This is a genomic window from Bifidobacterium simiarum (genome assembly GCF_002802905.1).
Taxonomy (GTDB): Bacteria; Actinomycetota; Actinomycetes; order Actinomycetales; family Bifidobacteriaceae; genus Galliscardovia; species Galliscardovia simiarum.
In genome coordinates this window covers 35,519-50,822 of the sequence record NZ_PEBK01000009.1, presented here as the reverse complement: position 1 = coordinate 50,822, position 15,304 = coordinate 35,519, and the positions used below count along the sequence as shown (strand labels likewise).

Below are 15,304 nucleotides of genomic sequence, written 5' to 3'. Positions count from 1 at the left end.
CCCGGTCGAGCCGGGCGCTAGCTTACGGTCGAGCATCGCATACCCCTCCCTCTCTGACGCAGTCATGCATCTCGCGTCGAAAGGAACGAATGGGGGAGCGTTAGAGCTGAATCCAGGCGGAGGTGTCCTGGGGGAGCTTGCCGTCCTCGGTCAGCGGGCCGGAGGTGAGCAGCAGCTCGCCGGCGGGCAGGTCGACCGGATCGGCGCCGAAGTTGGTGATCGAGGCCCAGCCGTTGGCTCGCTTGTAGGCGATGGTGCCTCCGGTGAAGCCGTTGGCGCCGTCGGGCTTGCCGCTGGAGCGGTCCTCGGGCAGCCATTCGATGCTCAGGTCGGTGGTCTGCAGCTTGTGGCGCAGCTCGAGCACCTTGCGGTAGAGGTTGAGCATGGAGTCCGGGTCGGCGTCCTCCACGTCGGCGGCGAAGTCCTTGTACCATGCCGGCTGCGGCAGGTGCGGTTCCTCGGTGGCGTCGGCGGGGGAGAAGCCGAAGGAGCCTCCGGTGCCGAATTCGTCGCCGGGGTGCGCCAGCTTCGGGGCGTCGGCGGCGGTCCAGGGCAGCGGCACGCGGCAGCCGTCGCGGCCCTTGGTGCTGGCGGCCTGCGAGGTGCGGTGGCCGGACGGGTCCTCGACGCGGTCCCACGGGATGTCGGCCACTTCGAACAGGCCGAGCTCCTCGCCCTGGTACACGTAGGCGGATCCGGGCAGGGCCATTTCCATGAGGATGGCGGCGCGGGCGCGCTTGGTGCCGAGCTCCTTGTCCAGCGGGTAGGTGGTGCCGTCGCGCAGCACCCAGTCCTTGGCGAGCTGGTGGTATTCGCTGGTCGGCACCTGCGGCAGGCCGTAGCGGGTGGCGTGGCGGACCACGTCGTGGTTGCTCATCACCCAGGTGGCGGAGGAGCCGGAGCGATCGGCGCTTTCGATGCCCTCCTCGATGGCCTGGTGCATGGCGTCGCGGATCCAGTCCTTCTTGGCGAACTCGAAGTTGAAGATCTGGCCCAGATCGTCGGGGCTGGCGTACAGGTACTGGCGGTTGGGCTGCACCCAGGCTTCGGCGACGGCGAATGCCGGCGGATCGTACTCGTTGAACACCTTGCGCCACTCGTGGTAGATCTCGTGGACCTCGTCGCGGTCGATCACCGGGTGGGAGCCGTCATCGGGCTGGTCGGAGGTGCACCACACGACGTAGTTGTCGAGGTCGTCGCGGTCGAGATCCTTGGCCAGGCCGTGGGCAACGTCCACGCGGAAGCCGTCGGCGCCGTGGTCGAGCCAGAAGCGCAGGGTCTTGAGGAAGTCCTCGCGGACCTCGGGGTTGTTCCAGTTCCAGTCGGGCTGTTCCTTGGTGAACATGTGCAGGTACCACTGGCCGTCGGGCACGCGGGTCCATGCCGGGCCGCCGAAGTGGTTCTCCCAGTTGCTCGGCGGGATGTCACCGTTGGGTCCCTTGCCGTCGCGGAAGATGTAGCGCTCGCGCTCCGGGGAGCCGGGGGCGGCCTTCAGGGCCTCCTGGAACCAGGGGTGAAGATTGGAGGAGTGGTTCGGGACGATGTCCACGACCACCTTGATGTTCTTGGCGTGGGCGGCCTTGGCGAGTTCGTCGAAGTCGTCCATGGTGCCGAGCTTGGGGTCGACGTTGCGGTAGTCATCGACGTCGTAGCCGCCGTCGGCGAGCTGAGAGGGGTAGAAGGGGCTGAGCCAGATGGCGTCGACGCCAAGCTTGGCCAGATAGTCGATCTTCTCGGTCACTCCGGCGATCTGGCCGAGGCCGGATCCCTTCGAGTCCTTGAACGAGCGGGGGTAGACCTGATAGACGACTGCCTGCTTCCACCACAGAGCCGGATCGTTTGCTGCTTCCATGTTCCGTTCCTTCCCATCCTGATGTTGCCGTTGTTAATAAAAACGCTTGCATGACTGAGAGCATTGCGAACACTCGGTTGTGCGGGTGTTGTGAGGTCAGTTCTCGTGCGTCTTTGTGAGACTCTGTGAACCTAGCGTGTCAGTCCTGCGTCGTTGCGTTCTTGTTTAACGTTGTTAACGATAATAGCGCTTGCATTGCTGTTATCAAAACGTTATCGGCGTGTCGTGATGTAAGAACGGTAAAACCCTTGCAATTATTGGTGTTTCGGCGGTGCAAACGTTTGTATGTATAATGATCATACCGTTTGCATTGCGGAGTTTTGGCAGCGCTGCCCGCAACAATCGGCAGCAAATGGGATCAACATATCCGATTTTCCGTCGCGATGCATACAGTAAGGCATATATCCGTATGGTGTAACGGTTTTGATGCGGGTTTTTGTCCACGGCGATAGAGGCATAGGAGGTTCATGATGGCGCGTACCACGATCGGCGATGTGGCCAAGGCGGCCGGAGTCTCCGTATCCACGGTCTCCCGTGCGCTGCGCGGGCTCGACAAGGTGAATCCGGATACCCGCAAACGAGTGGAGGACGCCGCCGGGCGTCTGCACTTCAGCTTCTCCAAAAGCGCTTCCTCGCTCGCCAGCGGCAAGACGATGAGGGTGGCGGTGCTGCTGCCCAACCAGATCAGCGGATGGTTCACCTCGCACGCCTTCGAAGGCGTCTACGAAGTGCTGTCGCAGGAGGGCTACGACGTGATCCCCTACGTGATGTGGGAGCAGCGGGATCTCGACGCCTTCTTCCAGAACCTGCCTGGCAACCAGAACGTGGACGCCGTGGTGGTGGTGTCGTTCGCGCTCACCGAGGCGCAGACGAAGGTGCTCGAAGGGCTCACCGTGCCGGTGCTCGGCCTCAACACCCCGGGCGACGAAGGCTTCGCCGCCACCGCCCGCGTGGATGACATCGCCTCCATGCAGGCGCCGGTCCGTCTGCTGCATTCGCTTGGTCATCGCAGTCTCGCCTACGTGGAGCAGCCGGAGGTCTCGCCGTTCCTGAGCACCTCCGACCTGCGCACGCAGGGCTTCGAGGAGGCGGCGAAGGCGCTCGGCTACGGCGACGAGGACATCCTGATCGTGCCCGCGGTGGGACACACCGGCATGCGCAGCGAGCAGGACGAGTTCTCCGGGATCGCCGCGCAGCTCATGAGCGCGCCGTCCGCGCCGACCGGCGTATGCGTGGAGAACGACAAGGTGGCCTCCGCGCTGGTCAAGGAGCTGCGTCGGCTGGGCGTGGACGTGCCGGCGGAGATGTCGGTGATCGGTTTCGACGACGACTACCGGGCCGCACTGATGGACCTGACCACCGTGCACCAGAACCCGCTGGAGACCGGACGGCTCATCGGGCGCAAGGCGCTGACCCTGATGCGCGGCGAACCGCTGGACGAGCCGTACACAGTGATCCCCACCTCGCTGGTCCTGCGCGGCACCACCAACGTGCCCCCGCAGGACTAGTCCGCCCGGCCGCGCCCGTTCCGCCCGCCCCGGATCTCCCCGCCCGGCCAGTCCCGCCCCGATCGTCGGCGGCATCCACCGGCCTGTTCGGGCTTCGAGGTATGCTGACATGTTCCATAATGACGAGCGTGCCGGAGGATCGCGACGCATCGCGAACGGCATGCAACGGAAAGGCGGCGGCAATGGCATCGCACAACGACAAGGAGACCTTCGACCCCAAGGAGTCCCGACTCATCTGGATCGACTGCGAGATGACGGGTCTCGACATCTTCCACGACGAGCTGTGCGAGGTCTCCGTGGTCCCGACCGACTTCGACCTCAACGTGCTTGACGAAGGCATCGATCTGGTCATCAAGCCGTCCGACGCCGCTGTGGCCCACATGAACGACTTCGTGCGCAACATGCACACCTCGTCCGGTCTGATCGACGAATGGAACGCCAACGGTCTGGAGCTCGACGAGGCGCAGCGGCAGGTGATCGAATACGTGAGGCAGTGGCTGCCGAAGCGTGGCAAGGCGCATCTGGCCGGCAACTCGGTGGGCAGCGACAAGAAGTTCCTTGACCGCTACATGCCCGACCTCATGAGCCTGCTGCACTACCGCGTGATCGACGTGAGCACGCTCAAGGAGCTCGCCCGCCGCTGGTACCCGGACGTCTACCTCAACAAGCCGGCCAAGCACGGCGGCCACCGCGCGCTCGCCGACATCATCGAATCGCTCGACGAACTGCGCTACTACCGCAAGGCGTTCTTCGTGCCCGCCCCCGGCCCGGATGCCGCGGGCGCGAAGGCCATCGCCGCCGACATCGAGGCGACGAGCCTGCTGCGCACGTACGAGGAAAACGGCAACCCCGTCGAGGACCCGAACAAGGCCGAGAAGGCCGACTACTAAACCGGTCCTGATCCGCCAGTCCGGTCCGGTGGATCAGCCGAGTCGCAGATAGAGATGATAGGGCTGGCCGACGTCGATCAGCCCTATCGGCCGGAACCGTATGCCGCTGGGACGGTGTACCCATTCCAGATCATGGCCCAACCGAGATAGCGAGGCCGCGGGATCGTCGGGGTCGATGTCGATCGGCATCAAATCGGCCACATCCACCGGCGGCACGCGCATATGCGCATTCGTATTCGTACTGGCCGGTTCGGCGTCAGCCTCCTGACCGTCACCACCCTGACTGTCACCACCCTGAGCAATACCGTCCTGATCCGTATTGTCCTGATCGGCATCGTTCCTCCCGGAACTCCCGTCCCGATCGCCGCCGTACGGCCCCGGGCCGTGCAGCGCCGCCAGCACATATGGTCCCCACGACACCGAAACCACCGAAGGATCGTCCGGCGTTGCGGTCACCGCGAGCCGGGGGCGGAACATCAGATCGATATGGGCGCCGGCCCACGACGTCAGTCCGGCCTGGGCCAGCGCGTGATGATCGAGAATCAGCTCGCGATCGACGCCGTCATAATCGGCACCATTCTGATCGACACCGCCATGATCGGCATTGTCATAACCGGCACCGTCAGAACCGGCCTCTCCATAACCGACGCGCAGCGTGACGTCGTTCATCATGACGATCGGCCGATCCGCAGCCCGTCCAGTCGCCCACCATGGCACCCGCAGACACAGCACGTCGTAGGGCATCCGGTCGAGGTCGATGGCCACATGACCCGGATTGTCGTCCCGCACCTTGATTCTCAGTCGTATGCCGGTGCTCGGATCGGCAATGCTGCCCGGCAGATACTGCGTGAGATGCAGAGCCGAACGGTTCATGTCGACCAGCGCCATGCCCTCCGCGAATCGGAACGGCGTCTCCATGCCGGTGCCGTGGCAGCAGGTGTTGCCGTCGAGATCGAAGGACTTGACCCCACCCGGCGTGGTCGGCAGAAAATACGTGCTGCCGCCGTCCGGCCGGGGAGAGACCGAGGCGAGCAGATGATTGCGCGTGGCCAGCTCCACATAGTCTGCAAGGCCCATGCCGACGCGACCCCGAGCATCATCCCGTGCATCATCCCGCGCGCCCTCATGCAGCCGCAGCCGATGCGCCAGCTTCACCATGTTGTAGGTGGCGCAGGATTCTGCGGTCTCCTCGCCCAGCTCCCCGGCGATCACGCCCGGTGCGTGCAGCATCTCCCCTCGGCCGAACCCACCGAAGGCGTACATGTGATCCGCGGTCATCTCCCGCCAGAACCGTTTCGCTGCCGTAAGATACCGGTTCTCTCCCGTTCGTTCGTAGAGCCGCACCCACCCGATCACCTGCGGAATATGCTGATTGGCGTGCATCCCGTCCAGGGCATCGACCCCGTGCAGCAGCGGTGCCATCAGCCGGTCGTTGTCGAACAGCCGGGCGGCGTCGGTCAGCCTGTTCGCGTCCGTCGCGTCAGTCTCGTCCGTCGCGTCCATCCCGGCCGCGGCCTTCTCATCTGCGTCGTCATCCGTGTCGTCATCCGTGTCGTCCCTGCGCGATTTGAGTCGGTCGGCCAGCAGGGCCAACGACTCGTTGAGTCCGCCGAATTCCCCGGCGATGTACATGCCCCACATACGCTGCAGCTGCGATGCGGGCAGCCGCCCCAGCCGTCTCGCCGTCCACAGGCCGAGTCCGCGGGCCAGATCGAGGGCCGGCTCCGATCCGGTCAGGTCGTAGGCGTCGAGCAGTCCGGCGATCAGCTTGTGCAGGGTGTAGTACGGCGCCCAGATCGTCGGATACGGTACGAACCGCTCCAAGTCATCGAACTGCGATTCGTCGTAGGCCGAAAGAAATCCGGGATGGATGCCGGGCCGTTTGGCGAAGGCGTCGCGCACCTCGACCAGCCCGTCGATCAGGGCGTCGAGGGTGCCGAGCACCGCGTCGTCGCCGGTTGCGGCATGGCACAGGGCCAGCGCGGAGAGTGCATGCCCGGTGGTGTGGCCGCGCAGGAGACAGTCGGGTGAATCCCATCCGGTCATCGGTTCGGCGCCGCGGTCGGGCAGACCGGCCGATCGGCGGAACATGACCAGCAGCCGGTCGACGTCGAGCGTGCGGAGATAGTCGAGTCTGGCCCGTTGCGCCCGGCCGAGCAGACCGGACGGATCGAGACGGACGGAGGAGATCGGAATCTCGCGCAATGCGGACGATGCGGATGCGGAAGACGCGGATGCGGGTGACATGGATGGCTTCTTTCGGACTTAGGGCATGGACTTAGGGCAGATGGATTCAGGGCAGGCGGATTCGGAACGGTGACCAGGATCGGCACGGTGGTACCGGTCGGCACGGTGACCGGCGCCGGGACTCCGATTCGGGTCGCCGATATTGCTTATGACGCGGCCTTGAGCAGGAACAGCCGCGACGTGCCGTCCCCGAGGGGCGGGGAACCCCAGGTGACGGTGGCGCGGTCGGTGAGCGTCAGTCCGGCCAGCCGCAGTTCGTCACCGTACCGCGGCCGGTGTGCGGTACGCATGACCGGCCCGTCGAGATCGATTTCGGTGACCGCGTAGCGCAACGCATCGTCCAGTCCGGCGAGCCGTAGATGCCGGACCGGCAGATTCACACCGGTCAGCGCCCGATACCAGCCGACGAGCGCGGTCCGGCGGTCGGGGGAGACGACCATCCACGCGGCATCGGCGAGGTCGGTGCCGGACCCGCCGCCAAACCCAGCGTCGCCAAACCCGGACCGGGCATCGAACGGGCTGATCAGTCGCCAGAACGTACCGCGGACCATGAGATCGTCGAGGGATCGTACGAATCCGATCTGCCGACGGACCGCCTCGCGCTCGGTGTCGGTCAGGCTCCGCGGGTCGAGTTCGTAGCCGAACGTGCCGAACATCGCCACGGCGGCCCGGGTGCCGAACGACGTCGTCCGGCCGGTCTGTTCGTTCGGCACGGCGGAGACGTGATTCGACATGGCGTCGGGAGGCTGGACCATCGACGTGCCGTATTGGATCCTCACCCGCTCCACGGCGTCGGTGTCGTCGGAGATCCACGCCTGCGGTGCATAGGCCAGCGTGCCGAAGTCCACGCGGGCGCCACCGCTGGCGCACGATTCGATAAGCAGATCGGGGAATCGCGTGGTCAGACGCCGCAACAGATCGTAATAGCCCAGCACGTACCGGTGGTAGACCTCACCCTGCCGTTCGGGCGGCCACGCGGTGGAATAGACCTCGGCGAGCGAACGGTTCATATCCCATTTCACATAGTCGATACCCGCCCCGCCGATCACCGCGGTCATGGCCGAATACAGGTAATCGACCACCTCGGGCCGGGTCATGTCGAGCACGAACTGCCGTCGCTGCACGCTCAGATCACGCAGCGGGATCCGCGGATCGGCCAGCACCCAGTCGTGGTGGGCGCGGTACAGCTCACTGTCCTCACTGATCATCTCCGGTTCGAACCACAGGCCCAGCTTCAGTCCCAGACCATGCACGGCGTCGGCCAGCGGCCGCAGTCCGTCCGGGAACTTCCGCGGATCCGGCGTCCAGTCGCCCAGCGAGGAGTCCGCCCGGTCGCGATGCCCGAACCATCCGTCATCCACCACCAGCATCTCGACGCCCAGATCGGCGGCGGAACGGGCCATGTCGGTCAGCGAGCCGAGATCCATGGCCATGTGCACCGCCTCCCAGGTGTTCAGCACGATCGGCCGGCGACGATCCTTCCACGGGCCGCGCATCACATGATCGCGGGCGAAGACGTGGAAGGTCTGGCTCAGCCCGTTGAGTCCATGCTCGGTATGGGCGATCACCGCCTCGGGGGTGACGAAGTCCTCGCCGGGCTCCAGTCGCCATGAGAACAATGCCGGATTGATGCCGATGCGCAGTCTCGCCGTACCGTAGGAATCCACATGCACGTCGGCGTCGAAATTGCCGCTGTAGAGTAGGGCCACTCCGATCGCCTCGCCCTGCATCTCGTCGGCGGACCGTCTGGCGAGCGCGAGATACGGGCTGGCGTGCTGGCTGCTGTGGCCCCTGAGCGAGGAGACGCCCTGCGATCCGATGCGCAGCGGCATACGCTGGATCGAGCATTCGCGGCCCCACGCTCCGGTGAGGGTGATGAGATCCCAGTCGGCGTCGGGCAGATCGAGGTTCGCGCTGTACGCGGCCTCCACGGTCAGCGGGCGATGGCCGACGTTGACGATCCGCGCACTGCGGACGATCGCCGGCAGATCGTCGAACAGCGTGTACGAGAGGGTGACCGACAGTCCGAACCGCGGGTCAGCCATGTCGATCAGCAGGGTCTTGCCGTCCTCGGGGTGCGTGACGTACGAGGAGGGCAGTCCCTCCAGTTCGGGTTTGCCCTGGATCACCCGATGACCGCGGTACGTCAGGTTCACCGCGTGCGAGCCGGTGGCGTCCCGCACGCTCAGGGCGCAGGGCCTGAGATCGGACGAGCCGGCCTGCGGGTATTCGCGCCGGACCAGCTCCTTGGACAGTCCGCCGTACCGTTCGGCCGCCTGCATGACGTCGCGGCAGGCGATGTCCTGCAGATCGGCCATGTCGCCGGAACAGCGCAGGGCCGAGCCGAAGTACAGGGTGTTGAGGTCGCCGTTCTCCAGTACGCGCATGATATGGCTGATCCGCCCATTGCTCAGGTGGAACTGCCGTCGGCCGAGATTATCGATGATGATCATGCTTCCGCCCCCTTGTCGAAGCGATGTCGAAGCGATGCGCAGTTGTGGCCAAGCCTACGGAGGGCCATGTTTCGGCATGGTGATCTGGGCGTAACGGTGGGAACGGATTCCGAACCCCAGTTCACTTCGGCGTTACATCGGTGCAAAGTGTTGTGCGAATTCGTCGCCTTACATAAAAGACATCACTTCACCACGAAGAACCGGTTCCACGGTTCGCCGTCGTCCCACCCCACACGGAACGCCGGCGTCTCCGCCCTGATTCTCCCCTTTTCCAATCCCACATCTCAGGCCGGACCACAACGGCCGTAAGAAAGAGGAACCATAAATGAACAGAAGAAGCAAGGCAGCGGGCGCGGCGGCCATCATGGCCGTCGCAGCGATGGTACTCAGCGGTTGCGGAGGCGGTTCGTCCTCCGACTCCTCGTCCGGCGAGGCCAAGACCGGCGGCACCATCAAGCTGGTGGGCACCGACGACATCGACCATCTTGACCCGACCGGCAGCTCGCTGGTGAGCACCTACACGTTCCAGCGTGCCATCAGCCGCCAGCTCATCAGCTACAAGGCCAGCAACGACGCCAAGGAGCAGGTCGAGGCCCAGCCCGATCTGGCCGAATCCATGCCCGAGGTCTCCTCCGACGGCCTGACCTACACGTTCAAGCTGCGCAAGGACGCCATGTGGAGCACCGACCCCGCCCGGGCCATCACCTCCGAGGACGTGGCCAACGGCTTCAAGAAGGTCTGCAATCCGCTGCTGCCCTCCGCCGCGGCCTCCTACTTCAACGTGATCGACGGCATGGAACAGTACTGCGCCGCCTACGACACCAAGAACCCCACCGCCGCGAATGTCAAGCAGCACATCCTCAACGACAACGTCTCCGGCATCACCACCCCCGACGACCAGACCATCGTGTTCAAGCTCAAGGAGAAGGCCTCCGACTTCATTTACATGGTCTCGCTCGACAACGTCTCCCCGGTGGCCAAGGAATCGCTCGACTACGAGCCCGACAGCCCCGACTACCGTTCGCACTACATCTCCTCCGGCCCGTACACCGTTGACGAGTACAAGGCCGACAGCCACCTGTACCTCAAGCGCAACCCCAACTGGAAGAAGGCCTCCGATCCGCTGCGCGCCGCGAACGCCGACCGCATCGAATTCACGTTCGGCGTCAGCGCAGACAACGCCATCCAGCAGGTCTCCAACGGCGACGCCGACGGCCTGTGGGCCATGAACGTGCCCGCCGCGCAGTGGGGCACCCTCCAGGCCACCAACGGCGACAACATGAGCACGTTCTCCCAGGGCGGCTCGAACTTCCTGTGGTTCAACACACTGTCGAACAACAACGGCGGCGCACTGAAGAAGACCGACGTGCGCAAGGCCCTCCAGTACGCGGTGGACAAGGCCGCGTTCGTGCAGAAGCTCGGCGGCAGCGAACTCGCCGAACCGGCCATCGGCATCTTCGGCCGCGGCGTCGTCGGCTTCGACGAGAAGAACGACCCGTACAAGACCGACGGCAACAAGGGCGACCCGGCCAAGACCAAGGAACTGCTCGCCAAGGCCGGCGTGAGCAACCTGAAGCTCAAGCTCGCCTACCGTTCCGACAACGCCACCGAGCCCTCGATCGCGCAGATCATCCAGCAGGACATGAAGAAGGCCGGCGTCGACGTGGAACTCGTGCCCGTGCCCGCCTCCGACTTCTACGCCAGCTTCATGACCACGCCCGACAACACCAAGAACGGCAAGTGGGACATCGCCCTGTGCGGCTGGAACCCCGACTGGGTCGGCGGCGCGGCCCGCTCCGTCTTCCAGCCCCAGTTCACCTACACCGGCACCGCGCAGGTGTACAACTACGACAACTACAACAACGACAAGGCCAGCTCGCTCGCCAAGCAGGCGCTCGCCAGCTCCAGCACCTCCGACGCGGAGAAGCTGTGGGGCGAGGTCAACGACGCTGTGATGAACGATCCGCCGGTCCTGCCGCTGTACTCGGTGAAGGCGACGCTGATCCACAGCAGCGCGATCAAGAACGCCTCCATCTTCGCGCTCGCCGCCGGCTACGACTGGACCAACGTCTCGGTCGAACGGTAGCGGTTTCGGCCCCCGCCCGCGATCGGATGATCGTGTGATCGGCGGGGGCCGGTTTTCATCCCCTGATTGATTCTTGTTTTCCCCATTCTTTTCCTGTTCATTCCCATGGTGCCGGCGCGGCCTCGATGTGAGCGCTCCCGTCGGAAAACGAAGGAGTCATGGATGTCCATTCTTCAGGTACACGACGTATGCGTGAACCTGCCCACGGAGGACGGTGTGGTCCACGCGGTGCAGCACGTATCATTCGAAGTCGATAAGGGCGAGGTGTTCGGCATCGTCGGCGAATCCGGTTCCGGCAAAAGCGTGCTCACCCAGGCGATCACCGGGCTCATGCCCGGCGCCGAGGTGAGCGGCACGGCGGTGTTCGACGGCATGGATCTGCTCACCGCCACGCCGAAGCAGCTGCGTTCGATGCGCGGCAACAAGATCGGCATGATCTTCCAGGATCCGCTTTCCAGCCTCCACCCGTACTTCACGATCGGCTCGCAGATCGTGGAGGTGATCCGCACCCACGAGCCGCATACCTCGCGCGAGGAGGCCCGCAGGCGGGCGATCGAAATGCTCGAGATGGTCGGCATCAAGAACGCCGACCAGCGGTTCGGCGACTATCCCCACCAGTTTTCCGGCGGCATGCGGCAGCGCGTGATGATCGCCATGGCGCTGGTGCTGCGTCCGGAGATGATCATCGCCGACGAGCCGACCACGGCGCTGGACGTGACGATCCAGAAGCAGGTGCTCGACGTGCTGCGTGACATGTCCGACCGGCTTGGCACCACCGTGATCATGATCTCCCACGATCTGACCCTGCTCGGCTCGTTCGCCGACCGGGCGATGGTGATGTACGCCGGCCACCAGCTGGAAACCGGTCCGGTCGAGGCACTGTTCTCCCGGCCTGCCCATCCGTACACGCTCGGCCTGCTGCATTCCTCGCCGGACGCCGAGGGCGACCGCAAGCGCCTCACCCCGATCGAGGGCCGTATGCCCAGCCTGCTCGACGTGCCGACCGGATGCGTGTTCGCGCCCCGATGTCCGGACGCCACCGACCGGTGCTTCCGCGAGGCTCCGCCGCGCGTGACCCTCAGCGACGGCGTGACGGTGAGCTGCTGGATGAAAACCGATCCGACGCCGGCCGAGGCCAAGCCGGAGATCGATGAATTCGTGCTGCAGCGCGCCCGGGACCGTGCTGAGGAAGCCGCCGCACAGGCATCCCGGTCCGGCGCGACCGAGGAATGGCCGGTCGACAGGAACGCGCCGATCGCCGTCGTCAACGATCTGCACCTGACCTACGGCGCCGGCACCCGCAACGCGGTCGAAGTGCTCAAGGGCATCGACCTGACCGTCAACCGCGGCGACTCGATCGGACTGGTCGGCGAATCCGGCTGCGGCAAGACCACGCTCGCCCGCGTGATCGCCGGACTTCTGCCGGCCACCAGCGGCAAGGTCACGCTGCTGGGCAAGGACAACGCCACCGTCACCAAGGCGGAGTGGCGCGAGCAGCGCCGGCATGTGCAGCTGGTGTTCCAGGACCCGTATGGGTCGCTCAACCCCCGCCGTCGCGTCGGCTCGATCATCGGCGAGCCGCTGCGCATCCAGCACCACTGGTCCGGCGAGCGCCTGAAGAAGCGGGTGCAGGAGCTCATGGAGCTCGTCGGCCTCAACCCCGAGCACTACAACCGGTATCCCGGCGAATTCTCCGGCGGCCAGCGTCAGCGCATCGGCATCGCCCGGGCGCTCGCACTCGACCCGGAGCTGATCATCTTCGACGAGCCGGTCTCCGCCCTCGACGTGTCGATTCAGGCACAGATCCTCAACCTCATTCAGGACCTGCAGGACGCCTTCGGCTACACGTATCTGTTCATTTCGCATGATCTGGCCGTGGTGAGGCATGTGTGCAGCCGGGTGGTGGTGATCGAGAACGGGCGGATCGTCGAACGCGGCGACACCGACCGCATCTACGACGACCCGCAGGCCGCGTTCACGAAGCGGCTGCTGGCCGCGTCGGTGCGGGCGATTCCGCCGCAGAGTCCGGCGACGGCGTCCCGCGTGATGGTGAAGGAGGTGGCCGCATGAGTGAGGCGACCGTAAGAAACACGACGTCGGCCGATGCCAAGACCAGTCTCGGCACGGTCGGTGCCGCGAGCAACAAGCCGACGAGCGGCCGGAAGATCGAGCAGCTGAGCACCGGTCAGGCCACCTGGCGGCGCCTCAGGCACGACAAGGCCTCGATGATCGCCATGGGGTTCATCGTCTTTCTGGTGCTGCTGGCCGTCTTCGCCCCCGTGCTGGCCATGGTCACCGGGCATGATCCGGCGCAGCAGTACCGTGAAACCGGTCTGACCGCCACGGGCCTGCCCACCGGACCGGGCCATGAGTTCTGGTTCGGTGCCGATCAGCTGGGCCGCGACGAGCTTGTGCGCATCGCCTACGGTGCCCGCGTCTCCCTGCTGGTCGGCGTGGTCGCCTCGATGTGCGGCTCGCTGATCGCCGTCGTCATCGGCGTGCTGGCCGGCTACTTCGGCGGCTGGGTCGACAACGTGCTCTCCCGCATCACCGACTTCGTGATGACGATCCCGTTCCTGCTGTGCGCGCTGGCCCTGGTCTCCGTGTTCGGTGCGAGCATCCGCATGTGCCTGTTCGTGGTGATCTTCTTCTCGTGGGCCGTCACCGGGCGCGTGATCCGCGCGCAGGTGCAGGTGCTCAAGAAGAAGGAGTTCGTGGAGGCGGCCCGGTCCCTCGGTGCCTCCGACGCGTCGATCATCGTCAAGGACATTCTGCCGAACCTCACCGAGACGATCATCGTCTACACCACGCAGGGCATTCCCAGCTGCATCGTGTTCGAGGCGTCGCTTTCGTTCCTCGGCATGGGCATCGTCCCGCCCACGCCGAGCTGGGGCGGCATGCTGTCCGAGGCGGCCGGCAACTCGATCTACATGGTGGCGCCGTGGCTGGTGTTCTTCCCCGGACTGTTCCTGCTGATGACCACCCTCTCGTTCAACATCCTCGGCGACGGTCTGCGCGACGCGCTCGACCCGAAGGCCGGCCGGCGCATGCTGGCGAAACGCCGCAAGCGCAAGGGACTGGCCGCGGTGGCCGGCGCCGCCCCGGTGGTGGCGCAGGTGAGCGCGGCGAAGGACGATCTCGCGGTTGCGGCGCAGTCCGCGCTGGCCAGCGGATCCGTCGCCGGTGCCCGGCCGGTCGCCGCCGCACATTCCGTTTCGGCCGCACACTCCGTTGCCGCGGTACGGTCCGTCCCCATGGGAAAGGAAGGTCACTGACATGATCAAGCAGGTCTTGCGGCGTCTGCTCTTCGCCGCCATCATTCTGTTCCTGCTGAGCATTTTCGTGTTCGGCCTGTTCTACATCGCCCCCGGCAATCCCGCCCGCCTCATCGCCGGCGAGAAGGCCAGCCAGGAGGTGCTCGATCAGGTCACGCGCAATCTTGGCCTCGACAAGCCGCTGTGGCAGCAGTACATCACGTTCATCACCAACGCGTTCCAGGGCGACTTCGGCATCTCCTACCGCAACCAGACGCCGGTCACCGACCTGATCGTCTCCCGTCTGCCGGTCACGTTCTCGCTGGTCGGCGGCGCCGTGGTCATCTGGCTGCTCATCGGCGTGCCGCTGGGCGTGGTCTCCGCCACCCATCCGGGAACGTGGAAGGACCGTCTGGCCCAGATCCTCAGCCAGCTGTTCATCAGCTTCCCCTCGTTCGTGCTCGGCATGTTCCTGCTGTACATGCTCTACTACCTGCCCAAGCGCAACGGCTTCACGCTGTTCCCGCCCGGAGGCTACACGAAGCTGGGCGACGGGTTCATCGGCTGGGCGTGGCATATGGCCCTGCCGTGGCTTACGCTGGCGCTGCTCATGGCCGCGCTCTACCAGCGCCTTACCCGCGCCGAGATGATCGACGTGCTCGGCGAGGACTACATCCGCACCGCCCGTGCCAAGGGCATCTCCGAAAACCGGGTGATCTACAAGCACGGACTGCGCTCCACGCTGACCGTGCTCACCACGCAGCTGGGCGCCGACATCGGTTCGCTGCTGTCCGGATCGATCATCATCGAGCAGGTGTTCGGCCTGCAGGGCGTGGGCGCGCTGGCCGTCAAGTCGGTCAACACGCAGGACCGTCCGGTGATCATCGGCGTGGTGCTGCTCGGCGGATTCTTCATCGTGATGATGAACCTGCTGGTCGATATTCTGCATGTGGCGCTGGAGCCGACCCTGCGCCGGTGAGCCGCAATCGTGTGGTGATCGGCAGTCGGTGATCG

9 protein-coding genes are annotated in these 15,304 nt (G+C 65.3%); 6 read left to right on the top strand and 3 right to left on the bottom strand.

All coding sequences use genetic code 11. The annotated features are described in order from the left end of the window. Window positions 1-100 precede the first annotated feature (100 nt). A complete protein-coding gene (locus CSQ87_RS08960; RefSeq protein ID WP_100513537.1) occupies window positions 101-1,852 on the bottom strand; it encodes a glycoside hydrolase family 13 protein in 1,752 nt (583 codons plus the stop codon). 467 nt (window positions 1,853-2,319) lie between these two features. Between CSQ87_RS08960 and CSQ87_RS08955 the strand changes: the two genes are divergently transcribed. After that, complete coding sequence (locus CSQ87_RS08955; protein ID WP_243388899.1) at window positions 2,320-3,360, top strand: LacI family DNA-binding transcriptional regulator; 1,041 nt, start codon at window positions 2,320-2,322, stop codon at window positions 3,358-3,360. A 182-nt stretch (window positions 3,361-3,542) separates the two neighbouring features. After that, window positions 3,543-4,250 carry an oligoribonuclease gene (gene orn, locus CSQ87_RS08950; protein ID WP_100513536.1) on the top strand — a complete coding sequence of 236 codons (708 nt, stop codon included), beginning with the start codon at window positions 3,543-3,545 and terminating at the stop codon, window positions 4,248-4,250. Between the two features lie 33 nt (window positions 4,251-4,283). Here the strand turns inward: orn and CSQ87_RS08945 are convergent, their stop codons facing one another. After that, on the bottom strand, window positions 4,284-6,497 hold the full coding sequence (locus tag CSQ87_RS08945) for a beta-L-arabinofuranosidase domain-containing protein (protein ID WP_100513535.1): 2,214 nt from the start codon (window positions 6,495-6,497) through the stop codon (window positions 4,284-4,286). 146 nt (window positions 6,498-6,643) lie between these two features. Continuing rightward, the gene (locus CSQ87_RS08940) at window positions 6,644-8,950 is read right to left on the bottom strand and encodes an alpha-galactosidase (RefSeq protein ID WP_100513534.1); all 2,307 of its coding nucleotides are present in this window, start codon (window positions 8,948-8,950) and stop codon (window positions 6,644-6,646) included. A 325-nt stretch (window positions 8,951-9,275) separates the two neighbouring features. Between CSQ87_RS08940 and CSQ87_RS08935 the strand changes: the two genes are divergently transcribed. The 4 genes from CSQ87_RS08935 to CSQ87_RS08920 all read left to right on the top strand — a co-directional run bounded on the left by CSQ87_RS08935 (window position 9,276) and on the right by CSQ87_RS08920 (window position 15,269). Further along, complete coding sequence (locus CSQ87_RS08935; protein ID WP_100513533.1) at window positions 9,276-11,036, top strand: ABC transporter substrate-binding protein; 1,761 nt, start codon at window positions 9,276-9,278, stop codon at window positions 11,034-11,036. A gap of 162 nt (window positions 11,037-11,198) precedes the next feature. Then, window positions 11,199-13,106: a dipeptide ABC transporter ATP-binding protein gene (locus tag CSQ87_RS08930; RefSeq protein WP_100513532.1), complete on the top strand. Its 1,908-nt coding sequence runs from the start codon at window positions 11,199-11,201 to the stop codon at window positions 13,104-13,106. Continuing rightward, on the top strand, window positions 13,103-14,311 hold the full coding sequence (locus CSQ87_RS08925) for an ABC transporter permease (RefSeq protein WP_100513531.1): 1,209 nt from the start codon (window positions 13,103-13,105) through the stop codon (window positions 14,309-14,311). The genes CSQ87_RS08930 and CSQ87_RS08925 overlap by 4 nt, the downstream gene beginning before the upstream one ends. A 1-nt stretch (window position 14,312) precedes the next feature. Further along, the gene (locus CSQ87_RS08920; RefSeq protein WP_100513530.1) at window positions 14,313-15,269 is read left to right on the top strand and encodes an ABC transporter permease; all 957 of its coding nucleotides are present in this window, start codon (window positions 14,313-14,315) and stop codon (window positions 15,267-15,269) included. Window positions 15,270-15,304: the final 35 nt, after the last annotated feature.